Consider the following 19568-nt stretch of genomic DNA (forward strand, 5'->3'; position numbering starts at 1 on the left):
TTTAAGATTGAATTTCCACTCATTAAAACAGGCGTATTCAGTGCCGTGATTTTGGTTTTTATTGATGTGATGAAAGAATTGCCATTAACCCTCATTTTGAAACCCTATCACATTGATACGTTAGCCGTGAAAGCCTTCGAATACGCAAGTGACGAGATGGTCATGGAAGCAGCCATCCCGTCTCTTTTCATTATCTTTACCGCCATGCTTCCGGTGATATTTTTAAATAAATTATTGATTAAAAAATAACCATGTTAACAATAGATTCTCTTTCCAAAAGTTTTGATAAGGGCAAAAACTACGCCTTAGAAGATGTGACTTTCAATTTGAAGGCAGGACATGTTTGTGCCATTGTAGGAGAGAGTGGAAGTGGAAAAACAACTTTGGTGCGCTTAATTGCCGGGCTCGAAAGGCCCGATCATGGCACTATTTTAATGGGTGGAAAAGTGATGGCATCCTTAGGGAAATTTGTGCAGCCTGAAAAAAGAAAGATCGGATTGGTTTTTCAAGAATATGCTCTTTTTCCACACTTATCGGTTTTGGATAATGTGTTGTATGGGATTTCAAAAGTAAAGAACAAGAAAAAAAGAGCACAGGAAATGCTTGATTTGGTTGGTTTGCACGATATGGGATCGCGCTATCCACACCAACTTTCGGGAGGACAGCAGCAACGGGTGGCATTAGCACGAGCTTTAGCGCCCGAACCTTCGTTATTGATTTTAGACGAGCCTTTTAGTAACCTTGATGCGATGTTGCGGACGCAATTGCGAAATGAGGTATTTGATATTATCAGAAAGACGAAAGTCACGGTCTTGTTCGTTACCCACGACACTCAGGATGCGCTTTCAGTCGCCGATGAAATTTTAATCTTGCAAAATGGTAAGGTCGTTCAAAAAGATGCGGCGGCAAATCTCTATGTAAATCCCAATACCTTATATGTCGCTTCCTTATTTGGAAGCACTGTGCGCATCAATAAGAACTTACAGAATGCTTTTAAGTGTCCGTTGAAGGAAACTTGTTGTCACGCTATTCGGAACGAAAAGATTAGAGTGAATCCTACTGCTGAGGATTTTGACTGTGAATACATCACAACCGCTGAGGTCATTAAAAAGATTGAACTGGGAGATTCCGTTCAATTACTATTAAAGCTGGAGTCTGGCGAGCAGTTGACTGTAATGACCCAAGATAAAAATATTGCAGATACCATCCATATTGGATTTAACTCGAAGGACATCTTAGAGTTTGATCAGGAATAATAACCTGTGCTGCAAAATATGAGGATTTCTACGACGCATTGTAATATCCATCTGATAAAAATTAAGCTTCTCTTTTTAGGGAGGCTTTTTTGTTTTAGATGGGAATTCGAGGCCACGAATTTCTTTGAAGCGCCAAAGAATATTTTTTGTTCAACTCATTAACGATTGAATTTTCAAATACGATTTCTGAAATTTCGGTCTGATTTTTTTTACGTCTTCTACTCATTCTATTTCTTATTTTATATCTTTATGCTATTCGTAATTGTTATTTTCTTTTTGGATTTCAGAATTTTAATTAAATACTTTTGTTTTATGATCTTCAATATCAAGTATTTATGTGAAAAACGGACAATGTCAGTAGGTTCCGAATGGCAAATGTAGTGGCGCTCTAAATTGAGCATGGTTTTTCAATTGTTTTTTATATTTAATATCGGATAAATTAGTCTGATATAGATTCAGAGCTTATATTTGTAGTACGAAGTCAGGTTTATGCTTTTTAAAATCTTGCGAATGGAACCGTAAAGCATGTGTTTCTTTACCTAAATCAGAGTAAAGAACAAGTTTAAATCTTAAGGAAATTGCAAAAAAAAGTCAATTCATTTATTGCTTTTACTGCGAAAACACTTTATCAACTGACTGAAAGTTGTGTGTTAACATCCAATCAAGAGTCCTCTGAAGGGTTCGAAAGCATTTCAAATAATTGATACGCTTGTATTAATTACTAGTGTTTTCGCCATCAATGACTACTCCGCTTAAAAGGGATGTGTGTTAGAATTTAATTACCGTATTGCCAATTTACTTGTAAACTATGCGAGTGATTTTTGGGCATTTGGTATGAACTAAAGGAAATATTCTCAACTCAATGAGCCTGTTTTTATTCGATAAAACTGGAATGTTGGTTGAATATTTTTAGAAGCCAAGAATATTTGAACAATAAATATTAAAACGGAATAAATTAAACTTTATGAGAAAATATAAGATAGTAATCTTGTTGTTTCTAATGGCCCTCCCAAATATTTTAAGTGCCCAAGAGAAAATCACGACAGATAATTGGCTTACCAGCCCTGGGATTATTGGGACTTTCATCTTAATAGCCATTGTACTGATCATCGCGATCATTATTTTATTCATTAAAATAAATGGTTATATCGATACTTTAAAGCGTCGGCAGCTCAGTAAAAATCAAATCGCATTTGATGATGAGATTGTGGCCTTGGACGAAGCGGGCATCGATAGTATCTTAGAAAAGCGAAAAGCAGCTTTAAAATACAAGTTACAAGGGGACGAATTATCGGGAGAAAACGAAGCGATTGATGAAAAAGGTTTGTTGCAACGCGTGGTAAGAAATCCAAGCAATGCATTTTTTGCTGAAAAGAAAAAAACATCGCTCAGTCTCGAAACACCTCAAGAGTTAAAGAAAATTGTCATTTATTATATTGGAGCGGCGACATTGTGGTTGGTGTTAGGCACCTTGATTGGACAGTATTTAGGAATGAAGTTTGTTTGGCCCGAAATGGACCATCAACCATGGTTTAGTTTTGGTCGTTTGCGGCCTGTGCATACCAATATGGTGTTCTGGGGATGGTCATCCTTAGCGATGATTGGCCTGGGGTATTTTGTCATTGCACGCACTTCAAACACCAAAATCTACAATTATAGCTGGGCATGGATAGGATGGGCGCTTATCAATGCAACCGTCCTATTGGGTAGTATATGTTTGATGGCAGGCATCAATAATGGCGGTGGAGAATATAGAGAGTACATCTGGCCGGTCATGTTACTTTTCGCCATTGGCTTGATTATCACGTTCTGGAATTTCTATAAAACCGTTGCCACCCGTAAAATTTCAGAAATATATATATCGAACTGGTTTATTCTGGCGTCTCTAATTTGGACCATTGTATTGGCCATCATTGGCTATTTGCCGTTTTATCAAGATGGCTTGGGAGAAACCGTCATACAAGGTTATTATATGCACCAAGGTGTTGGGATGTGGTTTATGACTTTTACCCTCGGCTTGGTGTACTACTATCTGCCTTCATCACTGAATAAACCTATTTATTCCTATTCCTTAGGAGTTTTGGCATTTTGGACACAGATGTTGTTCTATACCATGATTGGCACGCATCACTTTGTCTTTAGTCCGTTGCCATGGTGGTTGCAAACTATAGCTATTGTGTTTAGTGCCGGAATGGCCATTCCGGTTGTGGCTGGGACTACCAACTTTTTAATGACCATGAAAGGAAGTTGGAATCACATTACAAAAAGTTATGTGCTCCCGTTTTTTTTGGTGGGCACCGTATTCTATTTTGTGGGTTCCATGCAAGGCAGTGTGCAGGCTTTTCGATTTACCAATTTTGTCTGGCACTTTACTGATTTTAACGTGGCCCACTCGCATATGACCATGTATGGTATTGTCGCGTTCTTCCTGTGGGCTTCCATTTATGCAATTGTACCAAAATTGACCGGAAGGGAACCTTCACAGGTATTGGTAGGTGCTCATTTTTGGTTGGCCTTTATAGGACTTTTTGCCTATATGATGTCGCTCATGGCAGGTGGTACCTACAAAGGTTTAAGTTGGATTGACAGTAATCCCTTTATCGAATCGGTCATATTGATGCGTCCGTATTGGGTGTGGCGTGCCATTGGGGGTTCGCTGATGTTTACCTCCCACTTGGTGTTTGCCTATAATTTTTATTATATGGTAAAAGGATACGATAAGATGAGTCCGTCATTGAAATCGAAAAAAGTAGAAGAAATAACCGTTTAATAATACCTATAACATGCTTAATTTTCACAAAGAACATAAAAATTTGGTACTTACAGCAGGTGGTGTATTTATTGCTTTGAGTATTCTTATCGCTATCCTTCCAGCTTTTCAGATGCAAAAAACGGAGCCCATTCCCGATGAAAAACCATTGACCGCCAATGAACGCGTAGGCCTTCATGTGTATGTGTCTGAAAACTGTATGGCTTGCCACACGCAACAGGTTCGTAATATCGAAATGGACAAAGTATGGGGGAGCAGGCCATCCATTCCTTCAGATTATTTTTATAGCAAACAGCGAATGGACGTTTGGCGACAATCGCCCTCTCTTTTGGGAAGTGAACGTACCGGGCCGGATTTGACCAATATTGGAGTGCGTCAACCCAGCGAAGATTGGCATTTGCTCCATTTGTACAATCCAAGAGCGGTCGTTTCAGCCTCTGTGATGCCCTCTTATCCTTGGTTGTTTAGAGAAGTGGATAGTTCAGCCGTAAATAAGGGTGATAAGGTTGTCGCCGTTCCGAAGGAATTATTTAATAAACCTGGTCGAAAAATAGTAGCCTCCAATGATGCCCTTCGTTTGGTAGATTATTTAAAATATCTGAAACAAACGGAATTGCCTGGTGGTAGCGTAGATGCTTTTATCCCTGCGCTGAAAAAAATTCAGGCCGAACGCACCGAGGGTGGTGGCCAAGCATTGGATGGTGGCAAACTGTTTTCACAAGTGTGTGCAGCATGCCATCAGGAAACCGGTAAGGGCGTTGTGGGTGCTTTTCCGCCATTGGTGGGAAGTGCCATTGTAAATGATGCCAATTCAGAAAAACTGATCAGGATCATCATACAAGGTTACAATGCGCGTCCCGATTATGGCGTCATGCCACCATTTGGCGACCAACTTAATGATGCTGAAATTGCAGCTATTCTGACCCATGAACGCAGTAGCTGGGGTAATGCTGCACCAGCTGTGACTGTAGAGGATGTGGCTAAAATTCGACAATATGTGGAGATGGAACTAAATAAATAAGAGATGAAAAAAAGAGCTTTATTAGGGGCGTGGTTATTTTTTTGGGGTCCATATATGACCTTCGCTTGCGATCTCTGCAAGAAAAATCAACCGAAAGGATTTGAAAATATTACCCATGGCCAAGGACCATCGGGAAACCTCGACTATTTTATTATTTGGGGCGCTGTTATTATTGTTGGTTTTACGCTTTTCTACAGTCTTAAATATTTAATAAGACCTAAGGAGAACAACCCCGACCATATCAAGAATATTGTTAGAAACGAAGGATTTTAAAATTATGGAAGATAATAGAATCATAAAAGTTTTTTTGGATGATAGCCCACAGCCATTTGCATCCTTTGCGCCACCGGTTAAGATCGTCTTGGATACCACCAAGATTCCCGACGGGAAACACACGTTGAAAATTGTGGCAAAATCCTCAAATAATATCGAAGGCGTTCGTGAAATACCATTTATTGTGCGCAACGGACCTGAAATAGCGGTGGTGGGCTTAAAAGATAATGAAACGGTTGATGCTCAAATTCCGATTACCATCAACGCTTATGGCAGTGAAACCTCCGATTTTTTTGTAATTCGAGGTTCTGAAACACCAAAGGCCGTCCCTGCTTGGGTTTGGGCTTTAGTGATTATATTTATTGCTTTTGGTCTATTCTATCTTATTATGTATTGGAATATGGACCTTTATAAATCTTTTGTGTAGATAGGGAGAACGAAATTCTCAACTTGGAGGACTCGTAAAGCCTTAAAGATTTGTATTTTGAAATACGAATGTTCTTGGTATCTTAAAAAAGTTATAACGCAAAGTTGCACAAAAGAGATACGAAGTTTCGCGAAAAAATGGTTCTTAAATTCACAATGAATTTGAGCCAAATCCGGTTAACGTCATTGAGGAAAGCACAGCCCCAGAGGGGCGAAATATTAATAGATTATAAAATTAAAGAATGATCAGAGTCCCAGAGGGACGCCATATTCTCTTTAGCAAACGTTAATGTAGGAAAACACATAATCGTATTTCGGTAGCTTTAAAACAATAAATGATATTTATATAACAAAATTTTAATTCGGATAGTTTTGTCCTAATTAAAATTATGTTTAGTTTTGCACTATAATTTTAGGGAAAGAGCGGTTGCTTTTATTGAATTTTATTCAAAAATTACAGGTTATACAAAACCAACATGTATAAAACTTTTATCCCTTAATTTTGAAAAGAACTTAAACTATAAGATTCCCACCTTCGTGGGAATGAAAATAAATAATTTTAATAACAATAAAAAATAGTACGCTACATGAAAACAGCATCATTAACCAACAACATTGAATACCACGAGACCCGTCCAACCATTCAAGTATTATTAGAAACTGAGAACGGCAAGGAAATTCGCATCGCTTTTAAGAAAGGCCAAGTTATGAAAGAACATAAAACGCCTTTCGCTATTGTGGTCGAAATTTTTGAAGGCTGTATTGATTTCGGAGTCAACGGAGAGATTCATACATTAAATAGAGGTGATTTGGTGTCGTTGGAAGGTGATGTGCCTCACGATTTGACTGCTGTAAAAGACAGTATCGTCCGGTTAAGTTTAAATAAAGGCGATAGTGCTAAACGTGTGGAAGATGTTGCGAAAAATTCTTGATACAAAAATCAGACCTCACTACTAAACTTCTCGTCCATAACTGAAACATAAAACACAACATCTAAAACATCAAATTATGAAACGTACAGCTCATGTCGTGTGGAACGGCTCATTAAAAGAAGGCGAAGGAAAAATTACCACCCAAAGTAAGGTTTTGAACAATTCAGAATATTGTTTCAATTCTCGATTTGGAGAAGGCAAAGCCACTAATCCAGACGAATTGCTCGCAGCAGCTCATGCCGGGTGTTTTGCGATGGCGTTAAGCATGATTCTTGGAAAGGAAGGCTACACTCCAGATGCTCTTGAGGTGTCTTCAGCAGTAAATATGGATGTCGATAAGCTGGAACTTACCGGATCTCATTTGACGCTCAAAGCAAAAATACCAAACATTACACAAGATAAGTTCATGGAATGTGCCAACGCCGCCAAGGATAACTGTCCAGTTAGTAAAGCCTTGAGCTTAAAAATTACCATGGACGCCCAACTTCTATAGTTTTAACCACTGTCTAAAAATTGTAAATATGAACAGCGCACAAGATTTAGCTCGCAAAAAAGCATATTTAGCTCCTCAACAAATTGAAGCCTGGCGCACTTTCAGTAAAACGGTATTTCAAGAAGGCGCTTTGGATGAAAAAACAAAACAACTTATTGCGGTCGCCGTTGCACACGTAACTCAATGTCCGTATTGTATAAGAGCTCATACTCCACAAGCAATGCGTAAAGGCGCTAGCAAGGAGGAGATTATGGAGGCCATTTGGGTGGCTGCTGCTGGACGGGCAAGTGGCGCTTATACGCATGCAGCCATTGCTGTTGATGCTATGGAAGGTAATATGGAAGAAAAGTTATATCCAACGTCTACCCCAGAAATGGCTAAGAAAAAGGCAGATTTGGCGCCGCATATCGTTGAAACTTGGCGAACTTTTAGTAATACTGTATTTAAGGCAGGAGCTCTGGATGAAAAAACAAAACAATTGATCGCTTTGGGAGTTTCGCATGTGACTCAATGTGCCAATTGCATTAAGGGACATACAATAACAGCAAGTCGAAAAGGTGCCAGTAAAGAACAAATGATGGAAGCCATTTGGGTGGCTGCAGAAATGCGTGCCGGTGCGGCTTATGCCCACGCCTCCATTGCGATGGAAGAGATGGATAAGTTGTAAATAACACCTGTTATTTAAAGAAAAAAAGACAATACCTACTTATTCCCAATCCGCAGCGCGACCTACTTATGTGCTGAAGGTTGGGGTTTTTTAACCAAAATGCTCAGGATAATACCTGATTTCATTGGACGACTTAGTTTAACTTTAACATCTTAAACGGAAGTGTTTTTACAGCCTTAAAGTGATTCCGGTTGAGGCACTCTGAATATTTATAGCATACAATTTATGGCATCTGAAAGTTACAGTTTTACTTATATCAATGAGTTCGATGAAGAATGCAGCGCAGCATTCAAGCTCAACGAATATCATAATTTAATGGACCTGCTCTTTGATAAGTATATGGAAGATGTTGGCGACTGCAAGGGTCGGGCATGGTGTGGCACTTGTGACATTCAAATTCTTGAAGGCAGTATTTCTGAAAAGATGGAAGCGGATGAAAAAGAGACGCTTTCAAAAAGCGAGGCTGTTACAGTAAACAGTCGCTTAGCATGTCAGATACCAGTGAGCGCTGAGTTGCACAACTTGGTTTTCAGAATAATGCCACGGACGTAATGGTCGTGCGTACTGTTGCATTCATGAAATTGATAGCAAATAATTTACACCTGATTTTTAGAGAAGTGCTGTTTTGTGTTTTCATCGTAATATTGATTTAAGGATAACCTATTTAAACTCGCTTGTATTTTTTTAGACACTAATTTCACTAATTGACACCAATTAAAAATCTAAAGGATTTTTAAAAATTAGTGAGTATTCGTGAAACCCGCCTGAATGACGCAGTCGGGCAGGTTCGTGTCTTATATTTTTTAGTTTTTTAGAAATTCTATTCGACTTTAATCTCCGCAATTCTTTTTAAAATTTCAACAGCTTCGTGGTTATGCGTTTCATCTGAAGGCGCTTCCCTCAGATTCAAATCCCTCAATTTTGTACCAAGATTTACTAATTTCCAGAAATGGTAAGAATCATTGGGATAGGGGATTTGAAAGCAATCCATTTTTGATACCTCCTTGTATTTTTCGAGATAGCTGGGTGAATGTAATACGGCATAACTAAAATCCAGCAGATCTTTAATGTCAAAAATGTCCTTAAACTCGTCACGCACTTCGGGGTTGTTAGCCATGCAGACATGGTTTTCTGCATCTTTTTCAGATAGAAAGGTTAGCTTCAGTTTTTCTTCAATTTTTTTGATTGCCTCGAGGTCGATGCCTGCGCTACTTTCGGATGTATTTAGAGCGGTTTGATCGGCAGTAGAATCTTTGGGTATCGAATTTCCTATTTTAAAATTTGGGTAAAGAGCGTCCTTTGTAACTGAAAAAGTTACTGTATTCTGCGCTGATTGATTCTCATTTTCCATTTCATGCCATCTGTTTTTTAGACACGAATATTTACTAGGTTTTTTAAAATACCTCAAGTTTTTTGATTCGTGTAATTAGGTCACAAATCTCAATGAGCCTAACTAATTTATCCGTGTAACTCCGTGAAGCCCGCCTAAACGGACGGTCAGATCAGTGTCTAAATATTATTGTAAAGTTTAGATTACAAATCAATCTCAAGTCCAATTGGGCAATGGTCCGACCCCATAACATCTGAATAAATAGTAACGGCTTTTATTTTATCCACTAAAACTTTACTGATCAAAAAGTAATCAATTCTCCAGCCCGTATTGCGCTCTCGTGCCTTGAAACGGTAACTCCAATAGGTGTAGGCAACTGTATCAGGATGTAAAAGTCTAAAAGAATCGACAAATTGATCTTTCAGAAAATTATCCATCCCGTCTATTTCAATTTGAGTATAGCCCGCTGTTTTGTTGTAGTTTGCTTTGTCATTTTTAAGATCTATGGCACGGTGTGCCACGTTAAAGTCACCACAGGCAATCACAGGTTTGATTTTTTCAAGATTTGTGAGATAAGCTAAGAAGTCCGCGTCCCATTGTTGACGATAGCCCAATCGCTCCAGTTTTTGACCCGAATTTGGAACATAGACATTGACCAGAAAAAAGTCCTCAAATTCGGTACATTGCACCCTTCCTTCATTGTCGTGCTCGGCAATTCCAATATCGTTAGTAAAGGAAATCGGTTCGGTTTTACTCAACACTGCAGTGCTGGAATATCCTTTTTGTACTGCGGAATTATAATGCTTGTGATAACCCTCTAACGGTTTTAAAGCGTTTGCTGTTTCATCAACCTGCGCTTTGGTTTCCTGAAGGCAAAGCACATCGGGATTTAGTTTTATAATGGTGTCGAAAAAATCTTTCTGAACAACGGCGCGAATGCCATTGACATTCCATGAAATAATATGCATCTCTTAATTTTTAACACTAAAGATAATTGAATTGGAACTTATTAAAGAATAAGTGTTGTAAGAAGTTTAATAATGAATAACAAATATCGAATATCGAATGTTGAAGTATTGAATGTTGAAGTCTTGAATGTGTCGTTTATTACGCAATAGTGTTTTTTAGGAAGTTGATTAAAAGTATTTTTAAGTTTTTATTTCCGTTGCGACCTTTGCGAAAACCTTTGTGTCTTTGCGTTTAATTGATCTAACCGCAATGGACGCAAAGTTATGCGCAAGGAACGCAAGGAGATTGAAGTTGAAGCAGCCAGCCCATTCTAAGCTTTTGCGGAGGCGGGAAATTGAATCCGCTTAGAAATTATTTATCGTTATCTTCAGAACATGAGAGCTTTTAATGTCGAATTCTGAATAACGACCCGCCCGAACGTACCTTTTTAGTACGGGCAGGATGTTGAAGTATGGAATGCGTCGTTTAATTTGAGATGGTTTTTGTAAAGTAGATTAAAAGTATTTTTAAGTTTTTATTTCCGTTGCGACCTTTGCGAAAACCTTTGTGTCTTTGTGTTTAATTGATTTAACCGCAAGGGACGCAAAGTTCAGCGCAAGGAACGCAGGTATGGAATTGTAGGTGAAATCGAACTATTGCATCGAGAGTTTATCGATGATGCTCTTATGTTTTTAATGTGTTGAATTCTAATGAAGTATGTTTTTATTTCGTTAGGTTGCACTTGTGTTAAATGTTATGTAATTCTTAATTTTAAATCCGATAAACTCCTCCGATTTGAAAACTATTAATTATCTTTAGGTTGGATTTACATCTTTTTTAAAGACAAATAAACCATACACTGGTTTTATCTGGTAACGTAAAACAAAACCTGCCCCTTTTGTTACTATTGATTTATTCAAGATTAATTTACCAAGACAGTTCTTTTCGTGGTAGATTATGGCATAGACGCGTCGCAAATATTCTAAAGCGATCCTGTGCTGAAGACTGGAATCTCTTTATCTTCTGGTCGAAAAAGGAATTTACGCTTAGAATTCTAAAAAAACTTTTTAAGTAGTTGTCATTATGGAGGTCGATCCGGAAATCAATTTATAAAATACTTAAATCATGAAAAAGTTGACAAATTATTCAAAAAATGCATTCACATGGATGACCATTTTCTTTTTATTTATTTCAGCAAACGCACTTGCACAGACTGCTAAAGTCGTTGCAATTACAGGGACGGATCAACTTAAGTTTTCAGTTGAAAGTATCCAAGCCACACCTGGGCAAAAAATTACCGTCAAATTATCTAATGAGAGCAAATTTCCTGCGGCTGCGATGTCACACAATTTCGTGTTGTTGAAGGAATCAACTGATGCAGAGGCTTTTGACAAGGCGGGAATGAAACATGCCGACAACGGTTATATTGATCCAAAACTGAAAGACCAGATTATTGCTCATACAGGTATGGCCGCTGGCGGAAAAACGGTAGAAGTAACTTTTAATGCACCTAAAAAACCTGGAAAATACATGTACATCTGTACGTTTCCAGGACATTTTGGAGCCGGTATGAAGGGAATACTTACAGTAAAATAAGCAAGGTTTAAAAAATCATCTAGATTTTAGTGGACCATAATATTTCAGTAATACTAATTAATAAAAAACAAAAACATGAAAACATTTAAAATTAACACAATGATGCTACTATTTGTGGCTGCCCTATTTTCAATGCCGACTATGGCGCAGAATAAAACCACTCCCACGCTTACCGATGCCGAAATTGCATCGGTGGCTGTAACCGCCAATCAGATTGATGTGGATTATGGGAAAATCGCTCTAAAAAAATCAAAAGAAGCGGAAATTCGAAAATTTGCACAAACCATGATTGACGACCACACCTCTGTTATTAATCAAGCAGTGGCATTGGCAAAAAAATTAGGTGTTACCCCAAAAGATAATGCCGTTTCCAAAAGTTTGATGGATGATGCCAAAAAAACAAAAATGACTTTAGACAGTAAGGAAGGGAAAGCATTTGACAAAGCTTATATTGATAATGAAGTGAGCTATCACGAAGCAGTGATCTCCACCGTTAAAAATGTCCTGATCCCGCAAACTCAAAATGCAGAGTTAAAAGATTTGTTGCAGAGTGTTTTGCCAATATTAGAGCATCACTTGCATATGGCAAAAAACGCTCAAGCCAACCATAAAATGTAGGACATGACAACAGGTAAGCTGTGGAGCGTTTTAGTGTTATGTGGAATCGGTTTGCTGTTTTTTGTAAACCGTTCTTTTGTTGAAAGTCAAAAGACAGATGCACTATGGCCATTAAGGAGTTTCACTGCCATTAATCCAACCCTAGTCACAAATACCAAGCATATCGTGATTATAAAAGGAATGGTGTTTGATCCAGCCGAGTTGCACGTGCACAAAGGAGATACTGTCGTATGGATAAACAAAGATCTCGTGCCTCACAACATTACGGATTTTCCTAAAAATAGATGGACTTCAGGCACTTTGGCCTTGAGCAGTTCTTGGGAAAAGAGCATCAGCAATACCTTTGAATATTATTGCAGTATCCATCCCACAATGAAAGGAAAGATAATCGTTGACCCCTAACGAGAAAGGGTTACGTATGTTTTACTAATGTTTTTCAAAAACGACCATTTCAGACTGAAAATCTGGAGGGTCGTTTTTTTATTGAATCAATGGAAAAGTGTTAAGCGAGGAGGCACCTGATGAAAACCAAAATCATTGGCCCGTTTCATAAGTTCCGTTGAAACGTCGGAAGCGTACATTTGTTTTAAAAAAGGATGGCTTATTGATTTTTTGAGCTATTCAAAATAGATCCTAATCGTCATCAAGTTCTCCGTTTTTTTGTTCTGTTTTTGTTCTTTTATTTTTAATTTCAGAAAGATGAAGACCTTTCTCTCGAATAAATAAACTATGCTTTGGACTGCCAATAATTTGAGAAGAATAAACGCCGGTATGACCTGAAAATAGATAAGCTGTAGAACAAGCCAAGGCAATAAAAACTCCTGATTCTATTCCGAAAAGTTCAATACCCATTACAGTACAGGCGAGAGGTGTATTGGTAGCTCCTGCAAAAACGGCTACAAATCCCATTCCGGCAAGTAAACCCATTGGCAAAGGAATAAACCAGATGAGTACATTTCCTAAAGCAGCACCAATAAAAAATAAAGGTGTTACTTCACCTCCTTTAAAACCAGCGCCGAGGGTAAAGGATGTGAATAAAAGCTTTAAGATGAAATCGTAAGAATTAAGATCAATGTTAAAAGCATCCACTATTGTAGGTATTCCAAGACCAATATATTTGGTCGTACCCATAAAATAGATGGCAATTGCCAATAGGGTTCCTCCAATGACAGGACGGAGTGGTGGATATTTAATATGCTTATTAAAAAGATTGCTCCAAAAATGAGTCGATTTTGAAAAGAGCATGGCCACCAGACCAAAAATAATTCCGGCCAATAAAGACCATAACAAATTTATGGGCGTCATTTCTGCAACAGTACTAATAGTATATTGGGTATGTGAAACACCCCATATTTCACAAAAATAATTGGCAAAAACTGCGGCCATAAAACTTGGGATTATGGCGTCCAATCGTATCCGACCTAGAATCAGAACTTCCAATGCGAAAATTCCGCCAGCCAAGGTCGTGCCAAAAACAGAGGCAAAACCTGCGCTAATACCTGCAATCAATACAATTTGCCGATCGCGTTTGGATAGGTTGAGAATTTTTGTAAATCGATCCGCAATCGCGCCGCCAATCTGTACTGCTGTTCCTTCACGACCTGCCGAACCGCCAAATAAATGGGTTACAATGGTTCCAAACAAAACGAGTGGCGCCATTCTAAATGGAATTATTTTCTTCGGAGAATGAAGCTCTTCAAGCAATAAGTTATTGCCTTTTACAACACTACTTCCAAATAAGTGATAGGATAATCCGATGATAAATCCTCCAACAGGCAATAAGGCGATAATCCATAAATGTGATTCTCTGTAGTTTGTAGCCCATTCTAAACTCAGTAAGAAAAAAGCAGAAACACCTCCAACGATGACTCCTAAGACCAAGCAGATGAGAGTCCATTTTAAAAGATATAATAAAGTGGGTATTTGTTCGAATGAGAATAAAAAACTCTTAATTTTATTTTTGTCCATATTGCCTTAAATAATGATTCTACGGTAGCGTAAGCCATTAAAAGTAGATGTCATCAGTTCCAAGCGGAACGGTTCAAGGCAGACCTCATTGCCGAATTTGAAAAGCAAAGATAAAATAAAAAAAAAGGTTTTATAGTAACTTGGAAAAAAAATTCTACTTTGAAAACTATTCTAAGGTAATTGTGCGTCTATTTATGATATTTCTGCAGAAAACAATCAAAGTCGCATAATGACGAGCTATTAATTCTATCAGATATAATTAATAAATAAAACTCAAAATCATGAACATTCTAAATAAAACAGCCATAGTAACCGGTGCAAGTAGCGGGCTTGGTGCTGCCATTTCGGAAGCATTGATTCATAGTGGCGCAAAAGTATATGGGGTTGCGCGAAACGTAAAAGCACTGCAATCCTTAAAAGATAAATTGGGCGATCACTTTGTGTCAGTTCCTTTGGATATTTCAAATCATGAAACTGTAAAAAGCTGGATTAACGAAACCTTTTCAGAAAGCCATAGTCCCGAAATTCTCATTAATAATGCGGGAACTGGTTCCTTTGGTAAAATAGATGAAATGCCTTCTGAAGAATGGTTGACGATGATCAATACCAACTTAAACGGCTTGTATTTTATGACCTCACAAGTGGTTGGCCTAATGAAGAAAAAGGAAGAAGGATCCCATATTATAAATATCGGCTCTATTTTAGGAAGTACAGGTAGGGCGGAATCTGCAGCATATTGTGCTACAAAATTTGGAATTCAAGGATTTAGTGATGCTTTGTTCAAAGAACTTCGCTTTTTTAATATCAAAGTCACGTGTTTTAATCCAGGTTCCATTGATACTCATTTTTTTGAAAGTTCAGGAATCGCCTCACATCATAATATGCTACAACCAAAAGATTTGGCCAACACCTTGGTGTATATCTTGCAGACACCAGACAATATGCTTATTAGTGATATTACCATTAGACCTTTAAATCCGAAGAGTCCTGAATAGGAGATAAACTACTACACTTCCATATCCCAGCTAAAGCTCGGGACTATTCATTTTTAATCTGAATGTATTGATAAAATCCAGGCCTGACAGGTGCATGGGTTGTTTCTCTATGCGATCGGGCAGATGTTGAGTCTGTCGTAGAGTTTCGGTTCTTTTGGAGTAGCATAGTGATTTGCAGTGTCAAAACGCCATTCCGCTTAACATTCCAGATGTTGAAATGCTCAAAAACGACATCTGAGCAGCTCATCTGAAATTTAAAACGTAATAATCTCAATCGATTTTATGTTTTGAAATCCTATAATTGACCCTATTCTACATAAATATCCGGTTTCTTAATTCAAAATATTTAACGGAATTACCACGACATATCTACAACTATTCAGCAATGATAGCACAATTCTTAAAAAAGATGTTTCTCTGTTAATATTTTCATAAAAAAACTCTTGTAGAGTTCGTTTTAATATGTACATTGCATTATGTATTACATAATGCCTTTATTAATGTTAATTCAATTTTAATTAATTCAAACAGTTTAATATGAGAAACAAAGACTTCAATATCATGTATTTGATATTTATTTTGCTTTTTGCCTTACCAGCCTTAAGTTTTGGTCAGGATATGAGCGTAACAGGTACAGTGATTTCATCGGGAGATCAATTGCCATTGGCCGGAGCCACCGTTATTGTTAAAGGCACTAGCACTGGTGCGGTTACCGATTTTGATGGAAATTATACCATCAAAGCGAAGGCTGGAGACATGCTTGTGTTCAGTTTTGTGGGTTATAAAGCCAGCGAAGCTAAAGTTACAGGGCAGACATTAAACATATCTTTAGCTGAAGATACCGCCATGTTGGACGAAATTGTCATCACAGTGTATGGTAAACAAAGTAGGTCACAATTGACAACTTCAGTTTCGAAATTGGATACTAAAATTCTAGAAACATCCACAAGATCTAACGTCGCCACGGCATTACAGGGTACAATTGCGGGCTTGCGAGTGACTAACACAACTGGTCAACCTGGCTCTACGCCACAAATTATTTTGCGTGGAGGCACTGGTTTTAGCGGTACAGGTTCACCTTTAATATTAATTGATGGTATTCCAGGTTCTTTCTATGCTTTGAACGCCGATGATATCGAGTCCATTGAGGTCTTGAAAGATGCGGCTGCAACGGCTATTTACGGAGCAAGATCTGCTAATGGTGTTATTTTGGTAACCACAAAAACAGGTAAGGTTGGGCGTTCTTCCATCAATTATCGCTATAAGTTCAGTACTAATAAAGAAAGAAACGATCAACACTATCTTGGTGCTGAAGACCATATCAATTATAACAGACAAGGTATTGCTTGGTATAGAAATGTTGTAGGTGATCCTAATGCGTTTGTAGCTTTTTTAAATGGCGCAAACAGTATGGGTACGGGTAATAATGCTACAAATGATCCATTTACGACACAAAGATTATCATCTGCCAATAGCTATTTATTGAATACACCAGGATGGAAGTCCATCCCGGATGTAGTGAATCCAGGTCAGGAAATTTTGTTTTACGACGCTACGGATATTTCCGAACGTATCTATCAAAATAGTGTGTCCAAAGATCATTATTTATCCTTTGATGGAGGTAATGAAAAAGGGACTTACTATTTAGGGTTAGGAGCTTTGGATAACGAAGGTCTTATTTTAGGTTCTGGATTTAATAGATACTCAGGAAAGTTTAGCGGTACTTATAAAATTACTGATAATTTTAAAGTCAACTCAAACGTTCTCTACTCGCATTCTAATTTAAATAGAAGTCCATTAGGAAGTGATGATACGGTGTTTAGTAGATTTCAAGGTCAGGCACCAACTTCCAGAACTTATGACAGTAATCTTGATGGTTCTTGGTCAAATCAGTATGCGGTTGGTCAAAACAATGGCTTCGGGAATCCATTATATTATCAAGATAAGTTTGTTAGAAATAATTTAGAACAACGCTTGTCAGCATCAGTTGGTATTGATTGGGATCTTACAAAAGATTTGACTTTCACTGTAAATGGAAGTCATTTTACAGTCAATAATCATGATGAAAGTTTTAATAAAGCTTATAGAGATGGTAGTACTACTGGCCCATTAAATACCACGAGATTAGCAGGATTTAGCTTAGATAGAACCTTAAGAAATCAGTTGACAGGAACTTTGAACTATATGAAAAAGTTTGGAGATCATAATTTTAATGCATTGGTTGGTGGGGAATATTATAAAGACAACTTCTTTCAGTCACGTGCTGGGACACGGAATTCTCCAACCGATTTAATTGGAACGACTAATGCTGGTGCAGAAGCCAATGGTATTCCATACAGTTTTGAAACGGAATATGTAATAGTTTCTACTTTTGGAAGAGTATTATATGATTATAATGACCGTTACTTATTTGGTTTTACTTATAGATATGATGGGTCTTCAAGGTTAGGGAATAATAAATATGACTTTTTCCCAGGAGTTTCTTTGGGTTGGAATGTCCATAACGAAGCATTCTTTAAAGAATCTACCATCAAAAATATCATTACACGATTAAAACCAAGATTAAGTTATGGTGTTAATGGTAACCAAGACGTTTTGAGTAATTATGGTGTTTATGGGGCTTATGGTTCACAAGGTGTATATAACGGTCAAACCGGTTATGCTAATACATCCTTGCCTACTTTAAATTTAGTCTGGGAAAAATCAACAACATTTAATACAGGTTTAGATATCTCATTTTTTGATGACCGAATTTCAATTATTACTGATGTGTATTCAAGAGACATTAAAGATAAATTGGCAAATCTGACATTGCCTTATTATACCGGGTTTAGCAGTATATTAACTAACAACGGAACCATTAGAAACAAAGGTTTTGAGATGCAATTCAATGCTGATATTATTAGGACTGAAGATTTGACTTGGAATTTCGGGGCTACTTTTAGCTCTAATAAAAACTATGTGGTAAAGCTTCCTGAAAATGATAATGAGTTTAATAGACAAGGCGGTACGCTTATTTGGAATTCAAAAACCGGCAAAGAAGAATGGGTTGGCGGTTTTCAAGAAGGTCAACGTTCTGGTCATGATTTAGTAGTCGCTTTTGAGCAAGCCGGTATTTATGCCACACAGGCTGAAGCTGATGCATATAACGGTATAAGAGATAATTATATGCCAGTCAATAGCCGTAACAAACGTTGGGCAGGTGATGTGAAATGGAAAGATCAAAATGGCGATGGTGTTATTGATGGTCTGGACCGAAAAATTATTGGACGTACCACTCCAGATTTTGTTGGAGGATTCACAACGAGTGTAGCATATAAAAACTTTAGCTTATTTGTAAAAACAGATTTTGCTACAGGTCATTTAGTCTGGAATCATTTGGACAATAAAGGATATGCTCAAACTCAAGGTAATCAAGCGCTACCTACTAGCGTCGGAGATTCTTGGACTCCAACTAATACAGATGCCGATTGGCCGCGCTTTGTTTTTGTTAACGGATCTAAAAACGTTTGGAGAGGTGGTGAAAGTACCAGCGATTTACAAAACTATGGAAACGAAAAATTCTGGGAAAAAGGAGACTATTTAGCATTACGTGAAGTAACTCTAAATTATAACTTACCAACCGAATATTTTAATGGTGTTATTGACAGATTGAGTATTTATGTCACAGGTTCTAACTTGCATTACTTTAAAAGTATGAAAGGTGACACCCCAGAAATTGGTGGTATTCAATATGGGAATTTCCCAATGCCAAGAACATTTACTCTAGGTCTTAACGTAACGTTTTAAATTTTAAGAAGATGAAAAAGTATATATATTTATTTATCACGGTAGTGACTTTAAGCGCGTGTTCAAACGAACTTGATTTAAAAAGTCCAAGCGAATTGACTGCGCAAGGTTTTTGGGATACCGAAGAAGGTGCAAAAACAGCACATACCGGGTTATATGGAAGCCTAAGATCATCCGCAGGAAACTTGTGGCTATTAGGTGAAATGAGAAGTGATATATGGGGTGGGCGAACTTTTGAGTCGCCAGATAATGAAGCCTTAATCGAATCTAATATTACTGTTGCAACAGCACCTTTTGGTGGTTGGGCAGGTTTGTATTCAGGCATACATAAGGTAAATGATTTTATATTGAACGTGCCAAGTGTGCCGTTTGTAAATGAATCTCAAAAAAAACATTTATTGGGGCAGGCTTATGGCTTAAGAGCCTTTTACTATTATACCCTACTGAAAACTTGGGGAAGTGTGCCGATTATTTTAGAGCCATTAA

General features: G+C 37.7%; 18 protein-coding genes, 1 pseudogene and 1 riboswitch. Of the genes and pseudogenes, 16 read left to right on the forward strand and 3 right to left on the reverse strand.

Features of this window, described 5'->3' with window-relative positions; genetic code table 11:
- From ABIQ28_RS06695 to ABIQ28_RS06740, 10 genes and pseudogenes are all read left to right on the forward strand, one after another.
- Positions 1-249: pseudogene (locus ABIQ28_RS06695) on the forward strand (iron ABC transporter permease); the annotation flags it as partial.
- A 2-nt stretch (positions 250-251) separates the two neighbouring features.
- Positions 252-1256: an ABC transporter ATP-binding protein gene (locus tag ABIQ28_RS06700; RefSeq protein WP_348036103.1), complete on the forward strand. Its 1005-nt coding sequence runs from the start codon at positions 252-254 to the stop codon at positions 1254-1256.
- A gap of 964 nt (positions 1257-2220) precedes the next feature.
- Positions 2221-4026 (forward strand): cbb3-type cytochrome c oxidase subunit I, encoded by a 1806-nt coding sequence (locus ABIQ28_RS06705; RefSeq protein ID WP_348036104.1) that lies wholly within the window; start codon positions 2221-2223, stop codon positions 4024-4026.
- A 13-nt stretch (positions 4027-4039) separates the two neighbouring features.
- Complete coding sequence (locus ABIQ28_RS06710; RefSeq protein ID WP_348036105.1) at positions 4040-5047, forward strand: cbb3-type cytochrome c oxidase subunit II; 1008 nt, start codon at positions 4040-4042, stop codon at positions 5045-5047.
- A 3-nt stretch (positions 5048-5050) separates the two neighbouring features.
- Positions 5051-5320, forward strand: coding sequence for a hypothetical protein (locus tag ABIQ28_RS06715; RefSeq protein WP_348036106.1), 270 nt, complete (start codon positions 5051-5053; stop codon positions 5318-5320).
- A 4-nt stretch (positions 5321-5324) separates the two neighbouring features.
- Positions 5325-5747 carry a cytochrome C gene (locus tag ABIQ28_RS06720; RefSeq protein ID WP_348036107.1) on the forward strand — a complete coding sequence of 141 codons (423 nt, stop codon included), beginning with the start codon at positions 5325-5327 and terminating at the stop codon, positions 5745-5747.
- A 586-nt stretch (positions 5748-6333) separates the two neighbouring features.
- Positions 6334-6678 carry a cupin domain-containing protein gene (locus ABIQ28_RS06725; protein ID WP_348036108.1) on the forward strand — a complete coding sequence of 115 codons (345 nt, stop codon included), beginning with the start codon at positions 6334-6336 and terminating at the stop codon, positions 6676-6678.
- Between the two features lie 76 nt (positions 6679-6754).
- A complete protein-coding gene (locus ABIQ28_RS06730) occupies positions 6755-7171 on the forward strand; it encodes an OsmC family protein (protein ID WP_348036109.1) in 417 nt (138 codons plus the stop codon).
- Between the two features lie 28 nt (positions 7172-7199).
- Positions 7200-7838 (forward strand): carboxymuconolactone decarboxylase family protein, encoded by a 639-nt coding sequence (locus tag ABIQ28_RS06735; protein ID WP_348036110.1) that lies wholly within the window; start codon positions 7200-7202, stop codon positions 7836-7838.
- A 225-nt stretch (positions 7839-8063) separates the two neighbouring features.
- The gene (locus ABIQ28_RS06740; protein WP_348036111.1) at positions 8064-8390 is read left to right on the forward strand and encodes a 2Fe-2S iron-sulfur cluster-binding protein; all 327 of its coding nucleotides are present in this window, start codon (positions 8064-8066) and stop codon (positions 8388-8390) included.
- A gap of 268 nt (positions 8391-8658) precedes the next feature.
- Here the strand turns inward: ABIQ28_RS06740 and ABIQ28_RS06745 are convergent, their stop codons facing one another.
- Entirely contained in the window at positions 8659-9189 is a 531-nt protein-coding gene (locus tag ABIQ28_RS06745; RefSeq protein WP_348036112.1) for a type ISP restriction/modification enzyme, read from the reverse strand.
- 182 nt (positions 9190-9371) lie between these two features.
- A complete protein-coding gene (locus ABIQ28_RS06750) occupies positions 9372-10136 on the reverse strand; it encodes an exodeoxyribonuclease III (RefSeq protein ID WP_348036113.1) in 765 nt (254 codons plus the stop codon).
- 1105 nt (positions 10137-11241) lie between these two features.
- Here ABIQ28_RS06750 and ABIQ28_RS06755 point away from each other — a divergent pair.
- The 3 genes from ABIQ28_RS06755 to ABIQ28_RS06765 all read left to right on the forward strand — a co-directional run bounded on the left by ABIQ28_RS06755 (position 11242) and on the right by ABIQ28_RS06765 (position 12732).
- Positions 11242-11712 (forward strand): plastocyanin/azurin family copper-binding protein, encoded by a 471-nt coding sequence (locus ABIQ28_RS06755; protein WP_348036114.1) that lies wholly within the window; start codon positions 11242-11244, stop codon positions 11710-11712.
- 75 nt (positions 11713-11787) lie between these two features.
- Positions 11788-12330 (forward strand): DUF4142 domain-containing protein, encoded by a 543-nt coding sequence (locus tag ABIQ28_RS06760; RefSeq protein WP_348036115.1) that lies wholly within the window; start codon positions 11788-11790, stop codon positions 12328-12330.
- 3 nt (positions 12331-12333) lie between these two features.
- Positions 12334-12732 carry a plastocyanin/azurin family copper-binding protein gene (locus tag ABIQ28_RS06765; RefSeq protein ID WP_348036116.1) on the forward strand — a complete coding sequence of 133 codons (399 nt, stop codon included), beginning with the start codon at positions 12334-12336 and terminating at the stop codon, positions 12730-12732.
- A gap of 231 nt (positions 12733-12963) precedes the next feature.
- Here the strand turns inward: ABIQ28_RS06765 and ABIQ28_RS06770 are convergent, their stop codons facing one another.
- Complete coding sequence (locus ABIQ28_RS06770; RefSeq protein WP_348036117.1) at positions 12964-14298, reverse strand: voltage-gated chloride channel family protein; 1335 nt, start codon at positions 14296-14298, stop codon at positions 12964-12966.
- A gap of 37 nt (positions 14299-14335) precedes the next feature.
- Positions 14336-14400, reverse strand: a riboswitch (Fluoride riboswitch).
- A 179-nt stretch (positions 14401-14579) separates the two neighbouring features.
- Between ABIQ28_RS06770 and ABIQ28_RS06775 the strand changes: the two genes are divergently transcribed.
- From ABIQ28_RS06775 to ABIQ28_RS06785, 3 genes are all read left to right on the forward strand, one after another.
- Entirely contained in the window at positions 14580-15293 is a 714-nt protein-coding gene (locus tag ABIQ28_RS06775) for an SDR family NAD(P)-dependent oxidoreductase (protein WP_348036118.1), read from the forward strand.
- Positions 15294-15830: 537 nt separating this feature from the next.
- Positions 15831-19082, forward strand: coding sequence for a SusC/RagA family TonB-linked outer membrane protein (locus ABIQ28_RS06780; protein ID WP_348036119.1), 3252 nt, complete (start codon positions 15831-15833; stop codon positions 19080-19082).
- 11 nt (positions 19083-19093) lie between these two features.
- Positions 19094-19568, forward strand: a 475-nt coding sequence (locus ABIQ28_RS06785; protein WP_348036120.1) for a RagB/SusD family nutrient uptake outer membrane protein, incomplete at its 3' end; no start/stop codon positions are given.

The sequence above is a fragment of the Gelidibacter sp. genome, from assembly GCF_039916245.1.
Taxonomy (GTDB): Bacteria; Bacteroidota; Bacteroidia; order Flavobacteriales; family Flavobacteriaceae; genus Gelidibacter.